Source organism: Streptomyces sp. Rer75, from assembly GCF_013414305.1.
Classification (GTDB): domain Bacteria; phylum Actinomycetota; class Actinomycetes; order Streptomycetales; family Streptomycetaceae; genus Streptomyces; species Streptomyces himastatinicus.
In genome coordinates, this window is the sequence record NZ_CP058693.1 from 7,436,918 (window position 1) to 7,463,635 (window position 26,718).

General features: G+C 73.2%; 22 protein-coding genes. 13 read left to right on the top strand and 9 right to left on the bottom strand.

Annotated elements, in window-relative coordinates:
- Window positions 1–89: 89 nt before the first annotated feature.
- Complete coding sequence (gene lpdA, locus HYQ63_RS32020; RefSeq protein ID WP_179937278.1) at window positions 90–1,514, bottom strand: dihydrolipoyl dehydrogenase; 1,425 nt, start codon at window positions 1,512–1,514, stop codon at window positions 90–92.
- An 89-nt stretch (window positions 1,515–1,603) separates the two neighbouring features.
- Between lpdA and HYQ63_RS32025 the strand changes: the two genes are divergently transcribed.
- Both HYQ63_RS32025 and HYQ63_RS32030 read left to right on the top strand, forming a co-directional pair.
- Window positions 1,604–2,527 (top strand): LysR family transcriptional regulator, encoded by a 924-nt coding sequence (locus HYQ63_RS32025; RefSeq protein WP_179937279.1) that lies wholly within the window; start codon window positions 1,604–1,606, stop codon window positions 2,525–2,527.
- A gap of 9 nt (window positions 2,528–2,536) precedes the next feature.
- Window positions 2,537–3,133 carry a hypothetical protein gene (locus HYQ63_RS32030; RefSeq protein ID WP_179937280.1) on the top strand — a complete coding sequence of 199 codons (597 nt, stop codon included), beginning with the start codon at window positions 2,537–2,539 and terminating at the stop codon, window positions 3,131–3,133.
- A 72-nt stretch (window positions 3,134–3,205) separates the two neighbouring features.
- On the opposite strand, the gene HYQ63_RS32035 is transcribed toward HYQ63_RS32030, so the two are convergent.
- From HYQ63_RS32035 to treY, 3 genes are all read right to left on the bottom strand, one after another.
- Window positions 3,206–3,595, bottom strand: coding sequence for a VOC family protein (locus HYQ63_RS32035; RefSeq protein ID WP_179937281.1), 390 nt, complete (start codon window positions 3,593–3,595; stop codon window positions 3,206–3,208).
- Window positions 3,596–3,755: 160 nt separating this feature from the next.
- Complete coding sequence (locus HYQ63_RS32040) at window positions 3,756–4,856, bottom strand: lytic polysaccharide monooxygenase (protein ID WP_179937282.1); 1,101 nt, start codon at window positions 4,854–4,856, stop codon at window positions 3,756–3,758.
- 163 nt (window positions 4,857–5,019) lie between these two features.
- The gene (treY, locus tag HYQ63_RS32045) at window positions 5,020–7,437 is read right to left on the bottom strand and encodes a malto-oligosyltrehalose synthase (RefSeq protein ID WP_179937283.1); all 2,418 of its coding nucleotides are present in this window, start codon (window positions 7,435–7,437) and stop codon (window positions 5,020–5,022) included.
- Window positions 7,438–7,618: 181 nt separating this feature from the next.
- Between treY and HYQ63_RS32050 the strand changes: the two genes are divergently transcribed.
- On the top strand, window positions 7,619–8,086 hold the full coding sequence (locus HYQ63_RS32050) for a hypothetical protein (RefSeq protein WP_179937284.1): 468 nt from the start codon (window positions 7,619–7,621) through the stop codon (window positions 8,084–8,086).
- 15 nt (window positions 8,087–8,101) lie between these two features.
- On the opposite strand, the gene glgX is transcribed toward HYQ63_RS32050, so the two are convergent.
- Complete coding sequence (gene glgX / locus HYQ63_RS32055) at window positions 8,102–10,240, bottom strand: glycogen debranching protein GlgX (RefSeq protein ID WP_179937285.1); 2,139 nt, start codon at window positions 10,238–10,240, stop codon at window positions 8,102–8,104.
- Between the two features lie 242 nt (window positions 10,241–10,482).
- Here glgX and HYQ63_RS32060 point away from each other — a divergent pair, with 242 nt between their 5' ends.
- From HYQ63_RS32060 to HYQ63_RS32075, 4 genes are all read left to right on the top strand, one after another.
- Window positions 10,483–11,292 carry a Tat pathway signal sequence domain protein gene (locus HYQ63_RS32060; protein ID WP_257232275.1) on the top strand — a complete coding sequence of 270 codons (810 nt, stop codon included), beginning with the start codon at window positions 10,483–10,485 and terminating at the stop codon, window positions 11,290–11,292.
- Between the two features lie 61 nt (window positions 11,293–11,353).
- Window positions 11,354–12,664: a copper amine oxidase gene (locus HYQ63_RS32065; RefSeq protein WP_179937287.1), complete on the top strand. Its 1,311-nt coding sequence runs from the start codon at window positions 11,354–11,356 to the stop codon at window positions 12,662–12,664.
- Window positions 12,665–12,758: 94 nt separating this feature from the next.
- Window positions 12,759–14,009, top strand: coding sequence for an SAV2148 family HEPN domain-containing protein (locus HYQ63_RS32070; protein ID WP_179937288.1), 1,251 nt, complete (start codon window positions 12,759–12,761; stop codon window positions 14,007–14,009).
- Between the two features lie 39 nt (window positions 14,010–14,048).
- Window positions 14,049–14,570: a hypothetical protein gene (locus HYQ63_RS32075; RefSeq protein WP_179937289.1), complete on the top strand. Its 522-nt coding sequence runs from the start codon at window positions 14,049–14,051 to the stop codon at window positions 14,568–14,570.
- On the opposite strand, the gene HYQ63_RS32080 is transcribed toward HYQ63_RS32075, so the two are convergent.
- Together HYQ63_RS32080 and HYQ63_RS32085 are read right to left on the bottom strand one after the other, a co-directional pair.
- Window positions 14,516–15,364, bottom strand: coding sequence for an ABC transporter ATP-binding protein (locus tag HYQ63_RS32080; RefSeq protein ID WP_179937290.1), 849 nt, complete (start codon window positions 15,362–15,364; stop codon window positions 14,516–14,518). The genes HYQ63_RS32075 and HYQ63_RS32080 overlap by 55 nt on opposite strands.
- Window positions 15,361–16,050: a FadR/GntR family transcriptional regulator gene (locus tag HYQ63_RS32085; RefSeq protein WP_179937291.1), complete on the bottom strand. Its 690-nt coding sequence runs from the start codon at window positions 16,048–16,050 to the stop codon at window positions 15,361–15,363. The genes HYQ63_RS32080 and HYQ63_RS32085 overlap by 4 nt, the downstream gene beginning before the upstream one ends.
- 195 nt (window positions 16,051–16,245) lie before the next feature.
- Between HYQ63_RS32085 and HYQ63_RS32090 the strand changes: the two genes are divergently transcribed.
- The 6 genes from HYQ63_RS32090 to HYQ63_RS32115 are packed head-to-tail and all read left to right on the top strand — an operon-like array spanning window position 16,246 to window position 24,350.
- Window positions 16,246–17,334, top strand: a complete 1,089-nt coding sequence (locus tag HYQ63_RS32090) for a radical SAM protein (RefSeq protein ID WP_179937292.1) — start codon at window positions 16,246–16,248, stop codon at window positions 17,332–17,334.
- Entirely contained in the window at window positions 17,331–18,041 is a 711-nt protein-coding gene (locus tag HYQ63_RS32095) for an iron-containing redox enzyme family protein (RefSeq protein ID WP_179937293.1), read from the top strand. The genes HYQ63_RS32090 and HYQ63_RS32095 overlap by 4 nt, the downstream gene beginning before the upstream one ends.
- A complete protein-coding gene (locus tag HYQ63_RS32100) occupies window positions 18,041–19,540 on the top strand; it encodes an MFS transporter (RefSeq protein WP_179937294.1) in 1,500 nt (499 codons plus the stop codon). The genes HYQ63_RS32095 and HYQ63_RS32100 overlap by 1 nt, the downstream gene beginning before the upstream one ends.
- A gap of 50 nt (window positions 19,541–19,590) precedes the next feature.
- Window positions 19,591–22,902: an adenylate/guanylate cyclase domain-containing protein gene (locus HYQ63_RS32105; protein ID WP_257232676.1), complete on the top strand. Its 3,312-nt coding sequence runs from the start codon at window positions 19,591–19,593 to the stop codon at window positions 22,900–22,902.
- Window positions 22,899–23,720: a S8 family serine peptidase gene (locus HYQ63_RS32110; RefSeq protein ID WP_179937296.1), complete on the top strand. Its 822-nt coding sequence runs from the start codon at window positions 22,899–22,901 to the stop codon at window positions 23,718–23,720. Before HYQ63_RS32105 ends, HYQ63_RS32110 begins: the two co-directional genes overlap by 4 nt.
- Window positions 23,721–24,350, top strand: coding sequence for a GAF domain-containing protein (locus HYQ63_RS32115; protein WP_179937297.1), 630 nt, complete (start codon window positions 23,721–23,723; stop codon window positions 24,348–24,350).
- 176 nt (window positions 24,351–24,526) lie between these two features.
- Here the strand turns inward: HYQ63_RS32115 and HYQ63_RS32120 are convergent, their stop codons facing one another.
- Together HYQ63_RS32120 and HYQ63_RS32125 are read right to left on the bottom strand one after the other, a co-directional pair.
- Complete coding sequence (locus HYQ63_RS32120; protein WP_179937298.1) at window positions 24,527–26,359, bottom strand: BTAD domain-containing putative transcriptional regulator; 1,833 nt, start codon at window positions 26,357–26,359, stop codon at window positions 24,527–24,529.
- Between the two features lie 144 nt (window positions 26,360–26,503).
- A complete protein-coding gene (locus HYQ63_RS32125; protein WP_039937244.1) occupies window positions 26,504–26,704 on the bottom strand; it encodes an aroma-sacti cluster domain-containing protein in 201 nt (66 codons plus the stop codon).
- Window positions 26,705–26,718: the final 14 nt, after the last annotated feature.

A 26,718-nucleotide genomic window follows, 5' to 3' on the forward strand; every position in this document is an offset into this window, starting at 1 on the left:
GCCTCCTTCCTCGTCTCACGGGCGTTGATGCGCACTCTAAGAGGGCCAACGGGCCCCCGTCCACGCCATTTCCGTCACCGCTGATGCCGCTACTGCTGGTGCAACCCCCGCCCGGCCAGCGTCAGATACGCCTCGCCGACCGCCTCCGAGAGGGTGGGATGCGGGTGGATGTGCTGGGCCACATCGGCCGGTTCGGCGTCCCAGCCGACGACGAGCTGGCTTTCGGCGATCATCTCCGAGACGTGCGGGCCCACCAGATGGATGCCGAGGACGCGGCCGCCCGGCCCTTCGGTCACCACCTTCACCATCCCGCCCTGCCCGTGCACCATGCCCTTGGCGACGGCGGTCAGCGGCATGGTGTTGGCGACGGCCTCGCCGCCCGTACGGTCCCGGGCCTCGGCCTCCGTAAGCCCCACCGAGGCGGTCTGCGGGCTCGAATACGTCACGCGCGGCACCGCGTCGTAGTCCACCGGCCGGGGAGAGCCGCCCGCCAGCGTCTCGGCCACCAACAGCCCCTCCGCGAACGACGCGTGGGCCAGCCCCGGGGACGGCGGCGGCAGCACGTCGCCCACGGCGTGGACGCCCGGCACCGCCGTCTCCAGCCGCGACCAGTCGGCGGGCGCGAGGAAGCCGCGCCCGTCGGTGGCGAGCCCGGCGGCGGCCAGGTCCAGCCCGTCCGTCACCGGCGCGCGGCCGACGGCGACCAGCAGCCGCTCGACGTCCAGCTCGCGCACCTCGCCGCGCCCCGTACGGACCGTGGCGCGCGCCCCGTCCTCGTACGGCTCGGCCGCCTCCAGCCGGGCCCCGGTCAACACCTCCACGCCGCGCTTCTTCAACCCGCGCGTCAGATGACGGCTGACATCGGCGTCCTCCAGCGGCAGCAGCCGGTCCGCCGCCTCGACCAGCACCACCCGCGCGCCCATGGAACGGTGCAGCGAGGCGTACTCGACCCCGATGGCGCCCCCGCCCAGCACCAGCACGGACGCCGGGAGGCCGGGCGCGAACAGCGCGTCGTCGCTGGTGACGACCCGCCGCCCGTCCGGCGTCAGGCCCGGCAGGGTGCGGGGCCGGGACCCGGTGGCCACGACGACACCCCGGCGCGCGGTCCATTCCGCGTGCGGCTCCCCGTGCCGCGCGATGCGCACCGTACGGGGACCGGTGAGCGCGGCGTCGCCCCGGACCACCTCGACACCCGCGTGGGAGAGATGGCCCTCCACCCCGCGGTGGTTACGGGCCACGATGTCGTCGCGCGTCGCGGTCAGCGCCGCCCAGTCCACCGCGTCCAGCGTGGCCTTCACCCCCCAGCGCTCGCGCGCCTCCGCGATCCCGTCCACCAACTCGGCCGCGTGCAGCATCGCCTTGCTGGGGATGCAGCCGCGGTGCAGACAGGTCCCGCCGATCAGATCCCGCTCGGCGAGGACGACCCGCAGGCCCAGGGCGGCGGCGCGCAGCGCGGTGCTGTAACCGCCGGTGCCGCCCCCGATGACGATGACGTCCGTCTCATGCTCAGGCATGCCCCCAGACTCCGCCTCGACAGCGCCATGAGTCCAAGGCATTGTCCTTATGCATCCCATGAACAACCTTCATGCCCTGGGGGAGCCGCATGAGCCTACGTCAGATGGAATACCTGGTCACGGTCGTCGAGGAGGCGTCCTTCACCCGCGCCGCCGAACTGCTGGGCGTCACCCAGTCCGCGCTCTCCCACCAGATCAAGGCCCTGGAACGGGAGGCGGGCGGCCCGCTGCTGGAGCGCCTGCCGCGCGGCGTACGGCTCACCCCCATGGGGCGCGCCTTCCTCCCGCACGCCGAACTGGCGGTGCGCAGCGCGGGCCGGGCCTGGCGCGCCGCACACGCCGCCGCCGGGGCGGAGGGCGGCGAACTGCACCTCGCGACGCTCCACGCCCTCGCCTACGGCGTCCTCCCCGGCCTCTTCGCCCGCTGGCGCCGCGAACGCCCGGGCATGCGCCTGGTGGTGCACGAGTACGCCACCGGCGAGGAGTTGCGCGACGCCATGGAACACGGTGTCGCGGACCTCGCGGTCGGCCACCGCCCGAAGGGCTGGCCGGGGCCCGTGGTGTCCCTGGGCGAGGAGGAAGTGGTGGCGGTCGTGGCCCCGGACGACCCACTGGCCGGACGGCCCGTCGTACGCCTCGCCGACCTGGCCGACCGCGACTGGGTGCGCTGCGCCCTGGAACCCGTCGTGGACGGCCGCCGCTTCCTCGACCTGGCCTGCGAACGCGCCGGGTTCACCCCGCGCACCGCCGTCGACACGGAACACAGCTCCACGGCCGTGAGCATGGCCGCCGCCGGGGTCGGGGTCCTCATCTCCGCCGCGCACGCGGCGACGCGGCAGGACTGCGTGACGCTGCCCCTGGACCCACCGTGGCGCCGCGAGGTGACGGCGTTCTCCCGAGTCCGCCTCACCGGCGCGGCCGCCGCGTTCGTCACCCTGCTCGGCAGGGCCGGTTGTCAGGGGGTGACCTTAAAGTCATCTGACCATCCTGCTTCCACGAGTTCCGACGAATGACGAGGGACCATGTACGAAGAACGGCTCGCCGAGTTCTCCCGCGAGCGTCTGGACGGCCGTCCGATCCCGGACGACCTGCGCACGATGCTGGTGGCGCAGTGGGAGAACCGCACCGGCTTCAGCGAGCTTCTCGACCTCACGTTCTTCGGATCCGGACAGCTCAGCCCGCTCCTCGACATCAGCTATCTCAGTGAAGCGGAACGCGCCGACCCCGAGATGCAGGCCATCAACGCCGGAGCCGCCGCGATGGCCACGTACGTCAAGCTCGTCGCAGAAGGCGGCAAGGGCTGGATCGGCTACTGGCTGCACCCCGACGAGCCCACGGACGGCCCTTGGCCCGTCATCGAGCTCGACACCGAGTTCTCGTACTGGAGCATGGCGGGCAGCACCCTGGCCGAAGCGTGTGCCGCCGACAGGGCCCGTTACCAGGACGAGCCCGACGAACGGACCGCCTTCTCCCAGCTGTCCGCCCGGCTCACCGACCTCGGCCTCCCCCTCAGCGGGCAGGACTTCGACGACCTCCATGATCCCGAATGGACGGTGGATCCGGAGGAGCTCACCGAAGAACTCATCGAAGCCGAGCGCGCCAAGCGCGGTCTCGCCTGAGACGGGGGCGCACGAAGGGCCCCAGGACCAGCCCCACCTCGGGGTGCGGCGTATCCATGCGAACAACGGAACTCAGCTCCGACGACGGCCCTCGACGCAGAACCGGTTGCCTTCCGGGTCGGCCAGCACCACGTACGGCCGCGCTCCTGGAGGCGGGGTTTCCGGATAGTGCGGCCAGTCGACAGGCCGCGCTCCCAGGGCCACAAGGCGGTCCACTTCGTCCTCCAGATCGCGGTCACCGGCGTCCAGGTCGAAGTGGATACGAGGGAATGCCTCCGCGGGACTTTCGCTCACGTCCATGGCGATGGCGACACCGGATGCGCCTGGGGGCGGTTCCAAGACGATCCAGTCATCTTCCTCGTAGCGCGGCGGTCGCTGCACGTATCCCAGCGCCTGACGCCAGAACCGGCTCGCCCTCTTGTCGTCGTTCACGCCTAACGACACCTGTTTGATCGTCGCCATGCCAGCACAGTAGGCGGGGTGTGAGGCGGGAAGCACCAGTGGGACACCGCAGGGCCGGTCTGCCGTCCGGAGGGGACGGGGCGGCAGACCGGCTGGGTGAGGTGCACCTGACAGATCACGGAGCGGGCCAGGGGCACTTCGGTGGGGTGCTTCGGGGAGGTCAGTGCACCATGCAGATCGGGGCGGCCGCGGTGTCCGGGGAGCCGCCGCTGGCGACGTAGCCGAAGGTGGTCGAGGCACCGGCGGCCAGGGAGCCGTTCCAGTCGGCGTTGGTGACCGAGGCCGCCGTACTGGTGGTGGTCAGTTTGCCGTTCCAGACGCTGTCGACCCGCTGGCCGGAGGGCAGGGTCCAGTCGACCATCCACGAGGAGATGGGCGTGGCGCCGGTGTTGGACACCGTCACCTCGGCCTGGTAGCCGCCGTTCCAGGTGCCGGTGGTCTTCTGTGTCGCGGTGCACTTGGCGGTGGGCGGGTTGGTGGGGTCGCTGCCGCCGCCGGAGCCGGCGCCGGGGACGGTCACTTCGCCGTTGCCGCCGTCGAAGACCACGTCGGAGCAGCTGTAGAAGGTCTCCTGGCTGTCCGAGCGGGTCCAGACGGTGTAGATGATGTGGCGCCCGCTCTTGCCCGAGGGCAGGGTGGCGTTCCACGTGTACTTGCCGTCGACCGTGCCGACCTGGCCGGACAGCGGCGGGTTGGTCACCGTGTCGAACGGCTGGTCCTCCAGGTCGTTCCAGGTGAGCGGCTTCGTCGGGTCGATCGGGCTCTTGGTGACGTAGCTGCGGAACGAACCCGGGTGCGCGGCCCAGGCGTTGTACGAGAACTGCATCGACTTGCCGGCGGTCAGATGGGTCACCGGCCAGGAGCTGCTGCCCAGGTCGAAGCCGGAGAAGTCGTAGACGGTGGCGGCGCCGCTGCACAGCTTGCCGTCGGGGATGAAGCCCTTGGTCCGGCCCGCACCGTCCGAGCGGAGCACCGCGAACCAGTTGTAGAACGGCGTCGCGCCGCTCTTGTCGAACGCGGCCTTGCACGCCGGGTTGGTCGGCTTGACCTCACCGGTGCTGGACAGGCTGTACTTCCAGCACAGATAGGTGCGGCTGCCCGGCGCCATGGGCGCGCCGTGGGCGGAGGCGCTGCCTCCGGAGAAGAAGACAAGACCCAGGGCGGGCAGTACGGAGAGCAGTACCAGCAGGACGGATCTGCGGGCGCGGGGGCTGCCCGGCGGGTGTGGGGGGCGTGCGGGGGCGAGTAATCGTCGAGCCATTGCGCTGGTCTTCCCTTCGACGTGATCGGATCAGAAACCGTCGATATGGGAGCGCTCCCAATTTCCTTGTGAACGTAGCGCGCGGGGGTGTGACTGTAAATGCTTCAGGACGCGAACCCGCGCGCCCGTCCTCAGGTACGGCCCACCTCGGGTACGGACCACCTCAGGTACGGACCAGGAGGGCCACCGGGAGCCGGTCCAGCAGATCGCCGAGCGGGGCGGGGCGCTCGGTCGTGCGGTCGGTCAGCAGGTCCCGCCAGGGACCGGGAGGGAGGGGGAGGCGGGTGTGAGGGTCCCAGCCGCCCGCCTCCGCCAGGCGCCGGGACAGGCGGGTGGTGACGGTGATCGCGCCCCCGTCGCGGCTCTCAGGGGCCGTTCGCCAGAAGGCCAGGCAGTGGGCGGCCGCCGGGCCCGCGGCGATCAGGGGCGTGTACGAACTCCCGGGGCCGAACCACTCCGGGTGGTCGCGGCGCAGCCGCAGCGCCGCCCGGGTGAGCAGCAGCTTCTCGGCGGACAGCCCGTCGGCCGCCGGGGTGTCCAGGGTGGGCGGGCGGCGGTTGTCGGGGTCGACCAGGGCGCGGTAGCCGCGCTCGGTCTCCGTGTACAGGTCGGGCACACCCGGCATGGTCAGGTGCAGCAGGGCCGCGCCGAGCGTGTTGACCCGGGCGGGGGCGGCGATGTCGGCGTCGAAGGCGTCCAGCGCCGCCCACGCCCGGGAGGCGGGATCGCCGGGGCCCGCCTCCAGGAAGGCGGTCACGGCGTCCTCGTACGCGGCGTTCTGCTCGGTCCAGGTCGTGTGCAGCCCAGCCTCCCGGACCGCCTTCAGCACCGCCGGTACGAGGCGTTCCGCGTCCGCGGCGCCCAGGCCGAGCGCGGTCTGCCAGGCCGTCCAGGCGAGCTGTGGATCGGGGGCTTCCGGGTGCGCCGACAGGTCCGCCAGCAGCCGCCCCCACCGGGCCGGGGACTCGGTGAGCGCCGCGATCCGCGCCCGTACGTCGGCGCTGCGCTTGGTGTCGTGGGTGGACAGCACCGTGCCGGTAGCGGGCCAGTCACGCAGGAGACGGGCGGCGAAGGCGTGGAACTCCCCGGGGGAGACGGCCGGGTGCCCCGGGTCGCCGCCCACCTCCGCCGCGGAGAGCAGCGGGGTGTAGCGGTAGAAGGCGGTGTCCTCGACGGACTTGGCGCGCAGCGCGGCGGCGGTCTGGGCGAAGCGGGCGCAGAAGTCGCGGTGGTCCGGGCCGTCGCCGAGCCTGCCGAGCGCCGCGTCCCGTACGGTGTCCACCGCCCGGCGCTCCCCTTCGACCGCGAAGGCGGGGAAGGCCGTACGGGCGTCCTCCGCGGCCCGGTGCAGCATCTGCCCGTCCGCCTCGGCCGCCGGGGCGGTGACGGTGGCGTACGGGCGGTACACCGGCAGCCGGACCAGCAGCGCGCGGATCGCCGTGCGCAGGGCCCAGGGCGCGTGGTCGCGCAGCGGCGGCGAGGCGGCGCAGATCCGGGAGGCGGTGCGGGTCAGGCGCTCCACCTCGGCGGCCAGTTCGTGCGTCACGACGTGCCGCGCGGCGCGGCGGACGGTGGCCGCCCACTCGCCGCCCCGGTCCGGCGGGGCGGCGGTGAAACTCCGGTAGGCCGCGGTCAGCTTCTCCAGCCCGTCCGGGTCGACGAAGAGGCCGTCGATGTGGTGCAGCGCGTCGTAGCCGGTCGTCCCGGCGACGGGCCAGTGGGCGGGCAGCGGTTCGTCCCGGGCGAGGATTTTCTCCACGACGGTCCAGCGGCCCTCGCCGCCCGTCGCCGCCCGCACCGCCCCGTCCAGCGCCCGCAGGTAGCCCTCGGGGTCGGCGAGGCCGTCCGGGTGGTCCACCCGCAGCCCGTCGAGCACCCCGTCGCGCAGCAGCCCCAGCAGCGTGCCGTGGGTCGCGTCGAAGACCTCCGGGTCCTCGACGCGCACCGCGATCAGCTCGGAGATGGTGAAGAAGCGGCGGTAGTTCAGCTCGGTGCGGGCCAGCCGCCACCAGCCGAGCCGGTACCACTGGGCGTCCAGCATCTCGGCGAGCGGCAGCCGCTCGGTGCCGGGCCGCAGCGGGAACGCGTGGTCGTCGTAGCGCAGCACCCCGTCGTCGCCCGGCCGCAGCCGCTCCCACTCGTCGCCGAGCGGCCCGCCGAGCACGGGCAGCAGCACCTTGCGGCCGTGCTCGGCCCAGTCGATGTCGAACCACCGCGCGTAACGCGACTCGGGCCCGTCCCTCAGCACCTCCCACAGCGGGCCGTTGAGCCACTCCGGGACGGGCACCGCCATGTGGTTCGGCACGATGTCGGCGATCAGCCCGAGGCCGTGCGCCCGGGCCGTACGGGCGAGGGCGCGCAGCCCCCGCTCGCCGCCCAGCTCCGCCCGTACGGCGGTGTGGTCCACGATGTCGTAGCCGTGCGACGACCCGGGCCGGGCCTCCAGCACGGGCGACAGATGCAGATGGGAGACGCCGAGCGAGGCCAGATGCGGCACGGCCCGCTCGGCGGCCGCGAAGGGGAAACCGGGCTGGAGCTGAAGCCGATAGGTGGCGGTGGGCACGGTGTGGTCAGCCGTCATATGAACGTACGTACCCACGCGGGGCGCCCGATGAGATGCCGCACCCCCGTCCGGGCGCACCGGGGGTGCCGGTATGGCGCGTTCCGCCGCGGCGCGGACCCGGCGTTCGCCGCACGGTAAAGTCCGCGGTCACGGTCCGCTGAGCCGAGAACGCCACCGTCCGTCGTGGGGGGATGCAGAAGTGCCCGTCCTGGGTGACCAGCCGATCTGTTCCCCGCTGTGCGTTTCCCGCGCGCAGCGTGCCGTCGCCGCCGCGCTCTGGCATTACACGGCCGCGCCGGTGGCCAAGCCGTACTACGTGCGCGGCTGCGTACCGGACGGGGACGAGGCCGCGGTGACGGTCGCCCTGTGGACCGGCCCCGCGGCACGGGAGAAGCGGAACCTCTTCTTCTACGTCCGGCTCGTGTCCGGCGGCCTGCCCGTTCCGGCGGTGGGCGTCGTGGCGGGAATCATGCGGCTGGGCCGGGGCACGCACCTGTTCGGCTCCAGCGGTCGCCGTTTCGACGGCAAGCGCGTCCTCAACGGCAGCGGGCTGGTCGAGGGACGGGACGCGCCGTGTCTGTGCGGGGGCGGGGGCACCGGCGAGCAGGAGGGGCCGCGCGGCTTCTACTTCGAGCGGCCCGGAGAGCCGGACACGCCCTACGGCTGAGGCCCCGGATCCGCGTCACGCCGGGCGCTGGAGGACCATCAGGCTGCGGTCCACCAGGGTCAGCCGGTCGCCCGCGGCGACCTTCTGGCCGCTGCCCGGCTCCACGCCCCCGGGGACCGCCGTGTCCACGATGACCTGCCACTGCTTGCCGTGGTCGACGGGCACGACGAAGTCCAGCGGCTCGTGGTGGGCGTTGAACAGCAGCAGGAACGAGTCGTCGGTGATGCGCTCGCCCCGCACCCCCGGCTCGGAGATCGCGTTGCCGTTGAGGAACACCGCGAGGGACTGGGCGTGGGCGGCCTGCCAGTCGCGCTGGCGCATCTCCTCGCCCTCGTGGGTGAACCACGCGATGTCGGACAGCTCGTCGTGGGTGCCCTCCACCGGGCGGCCGTGGAAGAAGCGGCGGCGGCGGAAGACCGGGTGGTCGCGGCGGAGCCAGATCAGCGAGCGGGTGAAGCGCAGCAGCTCCAGGGCCTCCCGGTCGCCCTCGGCGGCGTCCTTGCCGGGGACGGGCCACCGCACCCAGGAGGTCTCGTTGTCCTGGCAGTACGCGTTGTTGTTGCCGCCCTGGGTGCGGGCGAACTCGTCGCCGTGGCTGAGCATGGGCACGCCCTGGGAGAGCATCAGGGTGGCGATGAAGTTGCGCATCTGGCGGCTGCGCAGGGCCCGCACCGCGGGGTCGTCGGTCTCGCCCTCGACGCCGCAGTTCCAGGAGCGGTTGTAGCTCTCGCCGTCCTGGTTGGACTCCCCGTTGGCCTCGTTGTGCTTCGCGTCGTAGCTCACCAGGTCGCGCAGGGTGAAGCCGTCGTGGCAGGTGACGAAGTTGACGGAGGCGAGCGGGCGGCGGCCGTCGTTCTGGTAGAGGTCGGAGGAGCCGGTGAGCCGGGAGGCGAATTCGGCCAGGGTGCGCGGTTCACCGCGCCACAGATCGCGGACCGTGTCCCGGAACTTTCCGTTCCACTCGGTCCACAGCGGCGGGAAGTTCCCCACCTGGTAGCCGCCCTCGCCGACGTCCCACGGCTCGGCGATCAGCTTCACCTGGCTGACCACGGGGTCCTGCTGCACCAGGTCGAAGAACGACGACAGCCGGTCCACCTCGTGGAACTGGCGGGCCAGCGTCGCCGCCAGATCGAAGCGGAAGCCGTCCACCCGCATCTCGGTCACCCAGTACCGCAGCGAGTCCATGATCAGCTGGAGGACGTGCGGGCTCCGCATCAGCAGGGAGTTCCCGGTGCCGGTGGTGTCCATGTAGTACCGCCGGTCCTCGGTCAGCCGGTAGTACGAGGCGTTGTCCAGCCCCCGGAACGAGAGCGTCGGGCCCAGGTGGTTGCCCTCGGCGGTGTGGTTGTAGACGACGTCGAGGATGACCTCGATGCCCGCCTGGTGCAGCGCCCGCACCGCCGATTTGAACTCCAGCACCTGCTGCCCCCGGTCGCCCCAGGATGCGTAGGCGTTGTGCGGGGCGAAGAAGCCGATGGTGTTGTAGCCCCAGTAGTTGGCGAGCCCGGAGTCGACCAGCCGGTGGTCGTGGACGAACTGGTGTACGGGCATCAGCTCCAGCGTGGTGACGCCCAGCTCCGTCAGATGCTCGATGATCGCCGGATGGGCCAGCGCCGCGTAGGTCCCGCGCAGCTCCTCCGGGAGCCGCGGATGGCGCATCGTCAGGCCCTTCACATGGGCCTCGTAGATGACCGTGCGGTGGTAGTCGGTGCGCGGCGGCCGGTCGTCGCCCCAGTCGAAGTACGGATTGACCACGACCGAGGCCATCGTGTGGGGCGCCGAGTCCAGGTCATTGCGCTTGTCCGGCCGGTAGAAGTGGTAGCCGTAGACCTCCTCGCCCCAGTCGATCTTGCCGCTGATGGCCTTGGCGTACGGATCCAGCAGCAGCTTGGCGGAATTGCAGCGGTCGCCCTGCTCCGGTTCGTACGGGCCGTGGGCCCGGAAGCCGTAGCGCTGGCCCGGCATGATGCCCGGCAGATAGGCATGGCGGACGAACGCGTCGGTCTCGCGCAGCTCGACCGCCGTCTCGGAGCCGTCGTCGTGCAGCAGACACAGCTCGATCCGCGTGGCGGCCTCGGAGAACACCGCGAAGTTGGTTCCGGCGCCGTCGTACGTGGCGCCCAGGGGATAAGCGTGTCCCGGCCAGACCTGCATACGCCGACTCTTCCACTTCTTCTCCCGGGGCCGCGAGCACCGCGGGCCCCGGCCGGAACCGACCGACGACGCATCCTTTCCCAACTTGGGCGGGAGAGCGGCGGTTTCAGCGGAACTTCCTCGAAGGGGAGGCAACCTACGGCCATATCGGTTCGTCCTACCGGGTGACCTTGACGTATGCGATATCCGGTTATGCGGGTGCATACATCTTGATGCGGCGACAGGGGGGATTGGGGAAGAATGTGCGCACGGTGAACCATCGCCATCTGGGGAGAGTGCTGGCGGGCGCGGCCGTGGCCGCCACGGCGACGGCGGTCATGATCGGGGTGACGCTGCCGGACAGCGCGTCCGGCGGGGAGGGGTCGGGCGGCGGACCGCAGGGTTCCGCGGCGGAGCAGGGGCAGGCGGCCCGCCAGCTGCCCGGCGTGGTCGAGTCCGCGCCCGCCCAGGGGAAGACCGGCAAGGGCCGGGACCCGCTCACCGATGCCGAGCTGAAGCGCGCCCGGACGCTCACGCTCGGCCAGTCCTTCCGGGAGAGCGGCGAGGACGTCACGGGCGGCAAGGGCCCGGAGCAGCTCTCCACCGACCTCGCCGAACTGACCCCCGACGAGGTCGGCGCCGCCGACCCGCCCCGCCGGGCCGACGTCACGTACTACGACTACAGCGACGACACCTATGTGACGAAGACCGTCGACCTGGGCTCGGGCAAGGTCGAGCGCACCGACACCCAGCGCGGCGTCCAGCCGCCGCCCAACCGGGACGAGGCGCGCGAGGCGGCCCGGCTCCTGATCGCCGACACGCTCGGCCAGGAGCTGAAGAAGGACTTCAAGGACGCCACCGGCAAGACGCTGACCAGCCCCGACCAGCTGACCGTCACCGGCTTCGTCTACCGCACGGGCGTGGACGGCCCCGGCCCCGCCGCCACCCGGGACTGCGGCAAGCACCGCTGCGTACGGCTGTTCACCAAGGTGGCGGGCGGCGGCCCCTGGATCGACACCCGGCAGCTGGTGATCGACCTGAGCGCCCGGTCCGTCGCCCGGCTGGGCGCATAGCCCCCGGCTCCGCGCACCCCCTCACCCCCGCACTCTCGCATCCTCAGGACAGGAGTCACCCATGCGTGAAAGAAGGCTGCGCCGGGCCCGTGCCCGGTTCGCGGCGGCCCTCGGCGCCTCGGCGCTGGTCGGCTCGGCGGCGGTCGCCGCCGGACCGGCCCAGGCCGCGCCGCGGGTACCGGCCAAGGCCACGGCGGCCGCCGCGGAGTGCAGCGCCGCGTACACGATCCAGGAGACCCTGGACGGCGGCACCACCTGGCGGATGTGCTGGCACTACGAGAGCAAGGCCGGGCTGGTCCTCGACAACGTCTCGTACCAGCCCAAGGGCGAAGCCCGCCCGATCAAGGTGCTGACGTCGGCGAAACTCGGCCAGATCCATGTCCCGTACGACGACGGCAAGCACGAGTACGACGACCTCACCGGCCAGGGCTTCGCCCAGGGGCTGCAACAGCTGAACCCGGCCGAATGCCCCGGCGGCACCATCAAGACCGTGCGGGTGCCGGACGCCTGGGATCCCGACCATCCCGACGTCAAGGGGCTGTGCGCCACCACCCGGGCCCGCGGCCACGCCTACCGCATGAACGACGGCCGGAAGCTCTACCAGGCCCAGGGCAAGGACCTGCTGGTCTACACCGTCAACCAGGTCGGCTGGTACGAGTACGTCACCGAGTGGCGGTTCGCGGGCGACGGCACGATGTCGATGCAGGTCGGCGCCACCGGCACGCTCTCCCCGATGGACTACGACGCGGGCGACGGCCGCGGCTGGCCCATCGGCAAGGGCGCCAAGGACTACGCCACCAGCCACGCCCACAACGTCTTCTGGCGGCTGAACTTCGGCCTCGACGGCTCGCCTAGAGCCAAGGTCGAGCAGTACGACTCCAAGACCACGGCCACCGCCGGGCGCATCCCCACGACCAAGACCACCCGCACCCCGGTCGGCAAGGAGCTGGCGGGCGACGCGGCGGGGGCGCGCTGGTGGCGCGTGGTGAGCACGGCGGGCAAGAACAAGGACGGCCATCCGCGCAGCTACGAGATCGTGCCCGGCCACACCACCAAGTACCAGGGACGCAGTTACACCAAGCACGACGTCTACTTCACGCAGTACAACAAATGTGAACAGTTTGCGAGCAACAATCTGGCGAACTGCGGCGCCGGGGCCGGTAAGAGTGTCGACAAGTGGGTCAACGGCCAGACGCTCACCCATCCCGTGGTGTGGGTCAACATCGGGTTCCACCACATCGCCCGTGATGAGGACCAGGAACCGATGCCGGTGCACTGGCAGGGCTTCCAGCTCGCGCCCCGCGACGTGACCGCGATGAGTCCCCTTACGCCCCCTGCACTCGCCCGTCACAACGGTCATACAGAAGAATAAGGTTGACCTTCAGGCCGACCGGAGTGTCGCACCGCCTCCGCCCGAGCAGTAGTCTGCGGTGATCGTTGGAGCGGGGGCGGAAGGCGGTGCACAGGTGAGCTCGGGCGGGCTGGAGCTGCCCCCTGGTGACGGAGGTCCCGGGGGTGACGGCTCCACCGAGGCACCCCCCGGTGCGGTGTCCCTGGTGCGTCCGATGGAGATCGGAGCGGAACTGGACTGGGGCGCCGAGGCCTGGGACGAGGTGCGGACGCGCGCACGCCGGGCCGGGCGGGCCTACATCTGGCTGAATCTGGTCGAACAGCGGCTGCGCGCGGTGGTCGGCGCGGTGCTCCGGCCGATCTACGAACCGGTCCACGGCGACGACTGGGTCATCGCCGCCGCCGGACCGGCCGGCCAGGAGTGGGTGCAGCGGGCCGTGGCGGTCCGGGAGGTGAGCCGCCGCAAGGGCTACCTGCTCGACCCGGCCGACGACAATGTGCTCAGCTTCCTCACCCTGCCCCAGCTGCGCGAACTCCTCGTCCAGCACTGGCCGTGCTTCGAGCCCTACCTGGACGACCGGCGCGAGGTGGAGCTGGCCCTGGACGAGCTGGAGGTCGCCCGTAACGTCGTCTCCCGCAACCGTGCCCTGTCCGGGACCGTGCTGGCCCAGGCCGAGCGCGCCTCGGCCCGGCTGCTGGAGATCCTCGGCAGCGGCACCGGAAACCCCTCCACCGACCGGCTGCCCATCGACGCGGTCGAGGACCTGGTCGGCGACCGGTACGCGGACGTGGTGGGGGTCCACTCCGACCGGGTGCGGCTCCAGCGGCAACTGCCCGTCGAGGACCTGTTCGCGGGCGCCCGCCGGCTGGACGCGGTCGGCATCGGACTCAACCTCCTGGTCCAGAACTACTCCGGCCGCCGCCTGGTCCGCCTGGCCGAGTCCGGCTGCCGCACCCGGCTGCTCTTCCTCAACCCCGCGAGCAGCGCGGTCCGGCGGCGGGAGCGCGAGCTGGGGCTGAAGAAGGGCGAGCTGAGCCGCTCGGTGGAGATGAACATCCTCCACATGCGCCGGGTGCGCGCCGCCCTGCGCGACCCGGGGGCCTTCGAGATCCACGTCTTCGACGAAACCCCCCGCTTCACCGCCTACCTGGTCAACGGCGACGGCACCGACGGCCTCGCGGTCGTCCAGTCGTACCTGCGCAAGGCCCGCGGCATGGAGGCCCCGGTCCTGGTCCTGCGCGGCGGCGGCCGCGGCCGCGAGGTGGTGCGCGACGGGCGCGACCCGAACGAGGGCGACGGCGGGCTCTTCGGCACCTACCGCGAGGAGTTCGAAAGCGTCTGGTCGGACTCCCGCCCGGTGTCCTGAGCCTGCGCTGTCGTACCCCCCCCGGTTAGCGTCCGGGGCATGGCCAACGCGTATACGACCTTGTGGACCAACGATGTCTGCCGCCACCTCGGGCGGCAGGGGCACGAGGGGGAGCGTCTGGTCATCCTCTTCGGGGGGCCGTTCCAGTCGCAGCCGAGCTTCGTACGGGCCGGGGTGAAGGAGGGCGACCACATCTATCCGGTGCGCGCCCACCGCAAGCGGCTGTGGGCGCTCGGCCGGATGGAGGTCGGCCGGATCCTTCCGTACGAGACGTTCGGCGAGCGGACCGCCACCGAGGACTGGGTCCGCATCGTGCGCTGGGATGGGCTGAAGGCCGGGGTCACGACCGAGGTGCTGCTCGGGCCGCCCGGCTCGCCGCTGCGCTTCGACCGGGCGGTGCCGCCCGGGCTCCTGACCGAGCTGACCTTCCGGTCCCGGCGCGGTGAGCGCCGTCTGAAGCACGTGGTGGACGGTGAGCTGACCCGCTCCCACGGGGTGCAGGGCATCTACCGGCTGGCCCCCGCGTCGGCCGAGGCCATGGCCGCGCTGGTGGCCGGGTGAGGGGTGCTCGTCGTGGTACGGGCCGTCCAGCGGCCGTCGGTGCGGGTGATGCGGACCGGGTGGTCGAAGCACTTGGTGATGGCGTCGGTGGTCACCACCTCGTCCACCGCGCCCGACGCCAGGCACTGCCCGTCGCGCAGCAGCATCGCGTGCGTGGTGGACGCGGGCAGCTCCTCCAGGTGGTGGGTCACCAGGACCGTGGCCAGCTCCGGGTGGGCGAGCCGCAGGGCGTCCAGGCTGTCCAGGAGCTGTTCGCGGGCGGCCAGGTCGAGGCCGGTGGCCGGTTCGTCGAGCAGCAGCAGCCGGGGCCGGGGCATCAGGGCCCGGGCGATCAGCACCCGGCCGCGCTGCCCCTGGGAGAGCGTCGGCCAGCGCGCGTCGAGCTTGTCGGCCATGCCCAGGGTGGTCAGCAGCCGCTCGGCCCGCTCGCGCTGGGCGGGGTCGGGGTGGCGGCGGGGGACCGGCTCGACGGTGTTGGTCAGCCCGGTCAGCACGACGTCCCGCGCCCGCAGCGGGGAGCGCAGCGGATGCCGGGGGTCGACATGGCCCACGTACGCGCGCAGCTCCCGCAGATCCACCCGGCCCAGGGTGCGGCCCAGCACCTCCACCGCGCCCCGGGTGGGGTGGGCGTGCGCGCCCAGAAGGCTGAGGAGGGTGGATTTGCCCGCGCCGTTGGGGCCGAGCAGGGCCCAGTGCTCGCCCTGGCGGACGGTCAGCGAGATCGAGCGCAGCAGGTGGCTGCCGTCGCGGACCACGTCGACGTCGTCGGCCCTCAGGACGGGGGTGCGCGTCATGGTGCCTCCTCGGCGATGAGCGTCATCACGGATTCCAGGTTCTTCACGGTGGCGGCGATCGCGGCGTCGGGGTCGCCGTCCGCCAGGGCGTCCAGCAGCGCCGTATGGGCGCACGTCAGATCGGGCAGCCCGGTCTCGTGGACGACCATCTCGACCAGCTCCTCGCGCAGCACCGGCAGAACGGAGGTGAACAGGCCGAGCAGCACGGCGTTGCCGGACAGCTCCACGACCGTGCGGTGGAAAGCGAGGTCGGCGTCCACGAAGGCGGCGGGACCGGCTCCGGCCGCCTTCTGGCGGCGCTTCAGGTCGTCGGTGAGCCGGGTGAGGTCCTCGGGGCGGACCCGTCGCGCGGCCAGCCGGGCGGCCTCCACCTCGAGCGCCCGGCGGACCTCGTAGACCTCCAGCAGTCGGGCGCGGCGCAGCAGTTGCCGTACGTCGCGCGCCTCCCGCGGCTCCTCGGCGGCGTAGGTGCCCGAGCCGTGGCGTACGTCCAGCAGGCCGTCGTGGGCCAGCAGGCGGACGGCCTCGCGCACCGAGGAGCGGCCGACGCCGAGCTCGGCGGCGAGGGTCACCTCGCTGGGGAGGCGTTGGCCGGGGCGCCAGCGCCCCTCGGCGAGCATCGTGCGCAGCGCGCTCTCGACCTGCGGCACCACGCGGCCGTGCCGCAGCTGTGAGGCTTCCGCCATCTCATCTCTCCCGGCGGGCTGTTGATCATGTCCGATGGCCTCGCGGACTCTAGCAGAAGTCCTCAGACGTCTGAGGAGTTGGGTGCGGGGCGTGGGCACAAGAGGTGCGCAACCGCCCGCAAACCGGCGTCCAAGCGGCCCGGCCCAAGCTGCCCTTGGGTCACATGCCAGGACGGAACCGGGGGGAGTGGTCCAGTGCATCTGCTCGACCTGCTCGCGGCCCGTGCCGAACCGGCGGCCGCGGTCCTGCTGACCGTCACCCGGCGCTGCCCGCTCGCCTGCGCGCACTGCTCGACCGCCTCCTCAATGGGGAGCGAACAGATCGACGCCGCCGTGCTGAAGCGTTTCGTCGGGACGTTCACCCCGGCCGACCGCCCCGCATACGTCCTGCTGACGGGCGGCGAACCGCTGCTGCGGCCCCCACTGGTCCGGGAGATCGCGGAGCGCGTACGGGACGTGGGCGGCCGGACCCAGCTGCTGTCCGGCATGTTCTTCGCGGCCCACGGCCGGATCCCCGCGCCGGTGCGGCGGGCCATCGACGCGGTGGACCACTTCGCCGCCAGCGTCGACGCCTTCCACGAACGCGAGGTGCCGCGCGCCGCGGTGCTGCGCGTCCTGCGGCGGCTCCTGGACGAGGGCAAGGACGTCAGCGTCCAGCTCACCGGCCGCACCCCTGACGATCCGTATCTGCGGGAGGCCGCCGAGGACATCCGCCGCGAGCTGGACGACCGGGCGCCGATCCTGGTCACCGTCGTCAAGCGCGCCGGGCGAGCCCGCACCTGGCTCCCGGAGCCGGGGGCCGCCACCGGGCATCGGGGCACTGTGCCCGCGCCCTGTGCGCTGGCCGCATGGCCGGTCGTGTGCTTCGACGGCAGCGTCGTGGCCTGCTGCAACCAGGACGTGGTCGACGCCGCCGCCCTCGGGCGGCTCCCCGCCCATCTGCGGCTCGGGCACATCGCCCACGACGCCTGGGCCACGATCCGCGAACGGCTTCTGGAGCGCGAACTGCTGCGGGGCATCCGGGCCTTCGGCCCTCGCCATCTGGCCTCGCTCGCGGGCGTGGGGTGTGACGGTTACTGCGCCGCCTGCGTGGGAGCGCTGGGTGAGCCAGGGACCGCCGCGCGGGCCACAGAGGTACTGGAGCGGCCGGGCGTGCGCGCGGTGGAACGGCGGCTCGCCGGGCTCACCCGCGAGGGCGGGGCGGAGACGTTCCTGCGGCGCTATGGGACCGACGGATACCGCGAACTCGCCGCGCTCGGACGACACGCGGGCGGTGCGCCATGACCACCACCGGTGCCGCGCTCGACGCCAGGATCGGGCTGCTGCGGCCAGGGCTGCGGGCGACGCTGGCGCGGGTCTGGGCGGTGCCCGACCCGGCCGCCGTCTATCCCGAATACCTGCATCTGACGCACCAGATCATCCGCGCGACCGTCCCCGTGATGGAGGCGGCCGCCGCCCGCAGCCGGGAGCTGGCCGACCGGGCGGCCGATCCGGTGGCGGCCGCGCTCGTCCCGTACTGGGCGCGCCACATCCCCGAGGAGCGCGGCCATGACGCCTGGGTGTGCGAGGACCTGGCCGCCCTCGGCCATGACCCCGGCGAGCCCTGGCGGCGGATTCCGCCCGCCCCGGTGGCGGCGCTGGCGGGTGCCCAGTACTTCTGGATCGAACGCCTCCACCCGGTCTGTCTGCTCGGCTACATCGCCGTACTGGAGGGCGACCCTCCGCACCCCCGGGCGGCCGAGCGGCTGAGCGCGCGCACCGGCCATCCGCGCGCCGCGTTCCGTACGCTCGCCCGCCACGCCGAGGACGACCCCGGTCACCGGGACGCGCTCCGTCAACTCCTCGACACCCTGCCGCTGGACGCCCGGCTGCGGCGCGGGTTGAGCGTGTCCGCCCTGAACACCGTCCAGCTGCTGGTGGCCGCCTTCGGCGCGCTCGCCGACCGGTTCACGCCGTCGCACGACACCCTGCCGGGCGAGAGGAGCGCGTGATGGAACGGCTCTCGCTCACCGCAGCCCTGCGCCACCCCCGTTTCCGTCTGCTCTACGGCGGCCAGGCCATCTCCAGCGTCGGGGACTGGCTGGACTACCTCGCCCTCGTCGTCCTCCTCACCTACACCTGGGGCCACGGCGCGGGCGCGCTCGCCGCGCTGAGCGTGGCGGTGGCCGTCCCGATGGTGGCGCTCGCCCCGGTGGCGGGGGCGCTCGCCGACCGGATGAGCGACCGGATACGGGTGCTGGTGGGCTGCGATCTGATCCGCGCGGCGCTGGCGCTCGGCTATCTCGCCGCGCCCAACCTGCCGGTGCTGCTGGTGCTCGTGGTGTGCAAGGTGTCGTTCGGGGCCCTGTTCAACCCCGTCCACCAGTCCACGCTGCGCTCCGTCGTCCCGGAGAAGGACCTGCTCTCCGCGATGTCGCTCACGGTCTTCACCAACCAGGCCGCCAAGGTGGCAGGACCGGCGATGAGCGGGCTGCTCATCGCGGGCTTCGGGGTGCGGGCGGCCTTCATCGTGGACGCCGCGACGTTCGTCGTCTCGGCCGCCCTGCTGTCCGCCGTACGGCTGCCGCGGCGGCCGGACCCGAAGACCACGGCACCGACCGGCGACGGTGAACCCAGCGGGCTGCGCGCCGACATCGCCGAGGGGATACGGTTCATCGCCCGCACCCCCGCGCTGATCGCGCTGATCGGCAGCGTCGCGGCGACCCTCTTCCTCGTCCTCACCTTCGACACCCTCTCCCCGCTGGCCATGCGCGAACTGGGCGTCGGCGAATCCTCCCTGGGCTACGTGGTGGCCGCGGTGGGGCTCGGCGCGGCGCTCGGCACGCTGGCCATCAGCGGGCGCGCCATGGAGGCGGGGCCGTTCGTGGTGCTGGGCGTGGCCCAGATCGTGGTCGGCGCGGCGGTCAGCGGCATCGGCACCGGGCTGGGCCTCGACGCCCACGGCATGGTCTGGCTGTGGATGCCGATCGCCGGGGTGCTCGGCTTCGCCGCCGCCGGGATCATGGTCGTCTTCCCGTACGTACTGCACCGCGAGACGCCCCCGGAGCTGACCGGCCGGGTCACCGCGATCGCCAACGCGTTCCCGGTGCTGCTCCAGCTGGCCGCCCCGCCGCTGGGCGCGGCGCTCGCGAGCTGGTCGGGCGTCGGCTTCGTGTTCCTGACCGCCGGACCGGCGCTCGCGGTGCTCGGCGCGGTGGTCTGGCTCTACGGGATGCGCGTACGGCGCCGGAGCCCGCACAGCGACGATGAACAACCCCCACCACCCCCCACCGGGAGGGCCGACACCATGCCGGACACTCAGCGCCTGGACGCCCTGCGGGCCGCCGGGTTCCCCGTCGACGGGCTCACCCCGGGTCAGCTGGAGGCGCTCCACGGGCTCAGCGACGAAGAGGCCGACCTGCTGATCTCCGTACAGCTGCGGCTCCAGGAGACCGCCGACGAGGTGGAGGCGCACAGCGGGGAGCCCATCATCGGCGGGGTTCTGTTCTGAGCTTCGACCTTCTCAGCTTCGACCTGGCCGAAGGGGGCGCCGTGCACGACATGAGCCGCAAGACCATCACCGTCGTCTTCTGCGACATGGTCGGCTCCACGGCGCTCAGCGAGCGGCTCGACGCGGAGGCGCTGCGCCATGTGATGCTGCGCTACTACGACCTGCTGCGCGCCTGCCTGGAGCGGCACGGCGGCACCGTCGAGAAGTTCATCGGGGACGCGGTCATGGCCGTCTTCGGCATCCCCGTCGTGCACGAGGACGACGCGCTGCGCGCCGCCCGCGCCGCGCTCGACATGCTGGCGGCCGTCGAGGAGTCGGGGGAGGAGCTGGAGCGCGAGACCGGGGCCCGGATCGCGGTGCGCATCGGCATCCACACCGGCGAGGTGGTCACCTCGGGCGCCGCCGACGCGGGCCACGCCCTGGTGTCCGGGGAGGCGGTCAACGTCGCCGCCCGGCTCGAACAGCACGCCCCCGCCGGGCAGATCCTCATCGGCGCCGACACCCACGGGCTCATCGCGGCACACGCCGAGACCACCGAAGTGGAGCCGCTGACCGTACGGGGCAAGTCCGAGCCGGTGCCCGCCTGGCGGCTGACCGGGATACGGGACGAGGCGCGGGCGCTCGCCGGGCCGCCGGGCGCCCCCATGGTCGACCGGGGCGACGAACTGGCCCAGCTGCGCATGGCGTTCGCCCGGGTGGTCCGCGACCGGTCCTGCCATCTGGTGACCCTGTTCGGCGACCCGGGCGTGGGGAAGAGCAGGCTGGCGCGGGCGTTCGCGGCCGAGGCGGAACGCGACGGCGCGCTGGTGGCGGGCGCCCACTGCCCGCCGTACGGCAGCGCCGGGCCGCTGGCCCCGCTCGCACCGCTGCTGACGCAGGCGCTAGGGGGTGTCCGCACAGTCGCGTCGGGTCAGCCCGCGGCGTCTGGTGCGTGCGATCGCAAGGCGGAGGGTCGTCCTCGTGGGGGCACCTCCCGGACGGAGTCTGGGGGCGGGCCTACTTGGACTGGCCCGACAACGCAGCGAGCGTGCGTGCCAGGCGTCGCGGGCCCGGCGGGACTGTGCGGACACCCCCTGGGGCCGAACCCCCGGGCGCGGCTGGCCGAGGTGCTGGGCGGCGGCGAGGCCGAACGGGACGCCGCCACCGCGCTGGCGCGGCTCGCCCGCACCGGCGTCTCCGGTACGTCCTTCGACGAGACGCGCTGGGCGCTGCAACTGCTGTGCACCGCGCTGGCGGGGACCCGGCCGCTGGTCGCCGTCGTGGACGATCTGCACTGGGCGCACGAGGACCTGCTCGGCGCGCTCGACCACCTCGCCGATTGGGTCCAGGGCGCCCCCGTGCTGCTGCTGTGCGTCGCCCGGCCCGATCTGCTGGAGCGCCACCCCCACTGGGGCAGCGGCAAGCTCAACGCCACCGCGCTGGTGGTGCCGCCGCTCGCCGCCGACGACTGCCGGGAACTGGTGCTGCGGCTGTACGAGCCCGCGGCCGACCCCGAGGTGGTGCCGCACGCCACCGCCACCGCCCACGACGAGATCGTGGAGCGACTGGTGCACCGCTCCGAGGGCAACCCGCTGTTCGTCGAGCAGATCGTGGGGATGGTCAGCGAGAGCGACGACCCCCGGTTCGTACCCCCTTCGGTGCGGGCCGTCGTCGCCGCCCGGCTGGACCGGCTGGAGCCCGCAGAACGGGCGGTGCTGGAGTGCGCGGCCGTCACCGGCGCCGAGTTCACGGCCGCGGACCTCACGGCGCTGCTGCCCCCGGGGGCCGGTCCGGTCGAGCACGCGGTCCGCACCCTGGTGCGCCGCCGCCTCCTGGAGGCCGCCGGGGCGCACGCCCCGGCGGAGCCCGGCGCGGCCCGCTGGCGCTTCGTCAGCCAGTTGATCCGCGACGAGGTCTACAGCGGCATGTCCAAGCTGGTGCGCGCCCGGCAGCACGAGCGGTTCGCGGAGTACCACGCCGAACGCGCCCCCGACGGCCACCACACCATCGGCACCCACCTGGAGGAGGCGTTCCGGCTCCGGCTGGACCTGGGCCCCGCCGACGCCAGTGCCCGGAGCACCGGCGCCCGCGCCGCCGACCACCTCGCGGCGGCGGGCACCGCGGCGCTCGGCCGCGGCGACGTCCGCTGGGCCGTCGACCTGCTGCGCCGGGCGCTCGCCCTCACCGATGCCCTCCCGGAACCCCAGCCCCACGCCGCGCTCGCCGTACGGACCGCCCTCGCCGAGGCGCGGCTGGCCGCCGGGGACGCGGCCGAGGCGGTCGGCGCGCTGCGACAGCTGCTCACCGACGCGCGCGCCGCGGGCGACCGGGGCGTCGAGGCCCGGGTCCGGCTCCAGCTCGCGTACCTCGAACCGGGCGCGGACGGCTTCGGCACCGTCCTCGACGCGGCCCGCGACGCGGTCGCCGTCTTCACCGGATCCGACGACGCGCTCGGCCTGGCCCGCGCCTGGCTGGCCATCGGCCAGGAGCGGCAGAGCCGCAGCCGGCACGGCGAGGCGGCCCGCCATCTGACCCGCGCCCTGCACGAATCGGTGCGTGCCGGGGCCGGTCTGGAGCGCGCCGGGATCCTGGGCGCGCTCGCCGTCTCCCTGTGGCTCGGCCCGGAACCGGCGCCCGTGGCGCTGAGCCGCTGCGGCGCGTTCCTGGACGATCTGCTCGCCGGTCGCCGGATGGCGCGGGCCACGGTGTCCTGCCCGATGGCCGCCCTGCTGGCGATGCGCGGCGACCACACCGAGGCGCGGCGGCTGCTCGCCGACGCCGTACGCACCCTCAGCGACCTCGGCCACCTCTTCGCCGTACCGGCCGTCCACCTCTTCCAGGCCACGGTGGAGGAGTCGGCGGGGTGCTGGGACGACGCGATACGGCTGCTGCGCGCCGCCCGCACCGAGCTGGAGCGGCTGGGCGACGGGCAGTTGCACGCCACCGCGACCCGCGATCTGGCCCGGGTGCTGCTCTCCCGCGGCGGCGCCGAGGACGAGGTGGCGCGGCTGGTCGGCGGGCTGCTCGACACCGACCTGGACGCCCTGCCCGCGGCCGCCGCCGACGTCCACGGCATCCGCGCCCGGCTGGCCGCGGCGGACGGCGACGAGGCCACCGCCGCCCGCCACCTCGACCGGGCCCTCGACGCGGCCCGCAGGACCGATGCGCCGGTGTGCCTGGCCGGTGCGGAGTTCGACCGGGCCGAGGCCCTCGCCGCCCTCGGCCGGGAGCGCGAGGCGGTGGCCGCGGCCGGTGAGGCGCGGCGCCGCTTCACCGCCAAGGGCCATCTGGTCGGGGCGGCACGGGCCTCGGCGTTCGCCGCCGCGCTCGGGGACACGGGCCCGCTCGGAGGCCCGGACACACGCGGGGGTACGGGCACATGACGACCACCGGCGCACGGCTCACCTGGAGCCTCCTCGGCCGCGACCGCGCCGAGATCGAGATCCGCACCGACTGGGCGGGCGCGGGCGGCGCCGAGTGGGCCTGGGGTGGCGGCGACGGCCGGGGCGTGCGCGTCTGCGTCCTGGACAGCGGGGTGGACGTCGGCCACCCCGCGGTGGGCCCCGTCGCGTCCTCGCACACGGTCCGCGACGCGGTCGGCGGCGGGGTGGAGGTCGTCGGGACGGAAGGGGGCGACTCCTGCGGACACGGCACCGCCTGCGCGTCGATCATCCGGATGATGGCCCCGGAATGCGAACTGCACAGCGTGCAGGTGCTGCGCTCCGGCTACCGCGGCACCGGGGACGCGCTGATCGAGGGCGTGCGCTGGGCGGTCGACCAGGGCTACGACGTGATCAACATGAGCCTGTCCACGACCCGCCGGGAGTTCGCCCAGGCCCTGCACGAGATCGCCGACCGCGCCTACTTCGGCCGCAGCCTGCTCGTCGCCTCCGCGCACAACATGCCGGTGGAGAGCTTCCCGTGGCGGTTCTCCTCGGTGATCTCCGTGGGCAGCCACGAGGAGGACCGCCCCGATCTGCTGCTCTACAACCCCGCCCCACCGGTGGAGTTCTTCGCCCGCGGCGTCCGCGTCCCCGCCGCCTGGCCCGGCGGCACCACCCGCCGCTGCACCGGCAACAGCTTCGCGACCCCGCACGTGGCCGGGATGTGCGCCCGGATCCTCGGCACACACCCGGACATGACGCCGTTCCAGGTCAAGCAGGCGCTCTTCCTCGCCTCGGCCAACGTCAGGAGGGCCTAGATGACCGCGTACGAGCCCGAGGCCGAACACCGGCTGCTGCTCCAGTCCGTGGTGGAGACCGCGCGGGCGATCTTCGACGCCCAGGCCAGCTCCATCTTCCTGCTGGACGAGGCGGACGGCGCCCTGGTCTTCGAGGCCGTCTCCGGCAAGGGGGAGGGCGATCTCGTCGGCCGCCGCTTCCCGGCGGGGCGCGGCGTGGCGGGCTGGGTGCTCCAGTCCCGTCAGCCCATCGAGGTCGACGACGTGGACGAGGACGAGCGCTTCGCCCGCGACCTCGCCGAGTCCACCGACTACGTCCCGCGGGCGCTGATGGCCGCGCCGCTGTTGCACGGGGACGAGGTGCTGGGCGTCCTCGAAGTCCTCGACCGCAGCCGGGAGGTACGGACCACCCTGGCGGCCATGGACCTGCTGGCGCTCTTCAGCGCCCAGGCGTCGGTGGCGCTGCGGCTGGTACGCCACGGCCGCCGGACCCGCCCGGCGGAGGGCGGGCCCGGCGCGGACGCCCTGGGTGCGGAAGAGCTGGGCGCGGAGCGGCTGGTACGGGCGCTGGCCGCGCTGCGCGGCGAACGTCGCGAGGCCGGACGGCGGCTGGTCGGGGCGCTGGAGGAGCTGCTGAGCGGGGAGGGGTGACCTAGGGCGCCCGTTGTGCTCGGGCAACCCCGTTCTTCCGGCGAGAGAGCCGAAGGGGCGCGCCGGTGTCGAAAGGGAGAGCGCGCGGAGACTCCGAGGAACGAGGAGTCGAGCACGGTCGACCGTCGACACCGGCTGAGGCGCCCCGGAGGCGAACCGCCGCAAAAAGGGGCGAATCAAAGACCCAGCAGCTCCACGTCGGCCCGCATCTGGTCGCGGGCCAGGTCGAGCACCAGGCGGGGGAGCCGGAACCGGCAGTGGCCGTCCGGGCCGGGGTCGGGGGCGAAGCCGATCAGCTGGGCGTCGAGCAGTCTGCCCAGCACCCGCCGGGCCTCGGTGGGACCCGCGCCGAGCCGGTGCAGCGCCTCCCGGAAGGAGAACTCGCCCTCGTGGGCGAGCAGCCGCACCGCCGACCAGTCCGCCTCCCCGGCGGACGCGTAGCCGCGCATCAGGCGCTTGCGCAGATCGACGTCCCCGACCGCGAACTCGTCCAGCCGGTCCGGCGACTCCAGCGCGTCCGCCAGCCCCTCCATGGGCCAGCGGCGGTGTGCGGCCAGCCGTCCGCCCGCGATGCGCAGCGCGAGGGGAAGCCCCTCGCACGCCTCCACGATGCGCCGGGCGGCCCCGGGTTCGGCCGCGACCCGCTGGGCGCCGACGATGCGCCGCAGCAGGGCCAGGGAGTCGTCCGGGGGCAGCGGGTCCAGCTCCACGACGTGGGCGCCGTCCAGCCCGGCCAGCGGGGTGCAGCTGGTGACGACGGTGGTGAAGACGGGCGAGTTGGGCAGCAGCGGCCGCACCTGGGAGGCGCTGGTGGCGTTGTCGAGCACCACCAGCGCCGGATCGGCGTCGTCGGCGTGGGCCCGGTAGCGCCACAGGAGTTCGCTCAGCTCGCACAGGGGAGGGGCGGCGTGGTCGAGTTCCTGGAGGAGTTCGGCCAGGGCCTGGGAGGCGTCCTTGGGGCGGCCCTGCGGATCCATCAGGTCCACGTAGTACCGGCCGCCGGGGAACGCCCCTGCGGCGGCGTGCGCGGCGGCCACCGCGAGCGAGGACTTGCCCACCCCCGGGCGGCCGGTGATCACCGTGATCTGCCAGGGGGCGGGCGCCTCCGCCGTATGGGCCTGGACGTCCGGGAACAGGTCGGCCAGCTCGCGTCGCCGTCCGGTGAAGTCGGCGAGGCCGGGCGGCAGTTGGACGGCGGCGGTGTCCCGGCCGGTGGGGGCGGCCGGCGGGGGCGTCGCGCACAGGGAGTCGCGCGGTGCGGGGGTGGGGGAGGTGCCGGCGAGGATGTCCTGCTGGAGGCGGCGCAGGACGGTGCCCGGCTCAAGACCGAGTTCGAGGGAGAACAGGCGGCGCGCGTCGTCGAAGGCGATGAGCGCGTCGCTCTGTCGTCCCACCCCGTGCAGGGCCTGCATGTACTGGGCGCGCAGCTGCTCCCGGTAGGGGTGGGCCAGGATCAGCGGCTCGACCTCTTCCAGCACCTCGTGGTAGAGCCCCAGGCCCAGCCGCGCCGTGAACAGCACCTCCAGCGCGGACAGTCGGCGCTCCTCCAGGCGGGCGGCCTCGTCCTCCAGCAGGGCGGGGCCTTCGAGACCGGTGAAGGGGCGGCCCCGCCACAGCGCCATCGCGTCGCCCGTGAGGCGGTCGACGCGGGCCGGATCGCCCGCGGTGGCCGCGCGGCGCGCGAGGTCGACGGTGTGCTCGAAGCGCACCGTGTCGATCTTTTCGGGGTCGATGGCCAGCCGGTAGCCGGGGCGCTGGTGGACGACCCGGGCGGTCTCGTCGGCCGCCGCGAGCGTACGGCGCAGATGGTGGACGTACACCTGGATGTTCTTGGCCGCGCTCTTCGGCGGGTCCTCGTTCCACAGGGCGTCGACCAAGAGGTCCACGGAGACGACCTGGTCGGGCCGGCACAGGAGTGCGGCGAGCAGAAGCTGCTGTTTGTGCGGACCCAGGGTTACGGATCCCGTCGCTGTCGTGGCGATGAGCGGGCCGAGCACACTGAACTGCATATCCCCGCGTTTCCTTCCCCGTCATTTTTGGTGCCCGTTGTTAATTTTTGGCGGCCGTCACATAGGCGATGGGTGGTATGGGCAATGGCCGCAGGGCCCAGGCGGTACACCGCCTGGGCCCTTTTCATCACGGTGTCCGGTTGATTACCAGACGAAGGCGCCGCTCAGCGGGGCGTCCACGCCGTGCGGGACGACGTCCTCGGCGGAGTCCAGGCGCTGCTTGATGGAGTTGAGCAGGGTCACTTCCTCCTGGCTGAGGGAGGAGATGGCCTCCAGCTGCTGCGGGTTGGCGCCCTTGAAGTTGTGCCCCGCGGCGGCCAGTTCCTTGAGAGCGTCGAACGACATGGTGAATCTCCTTC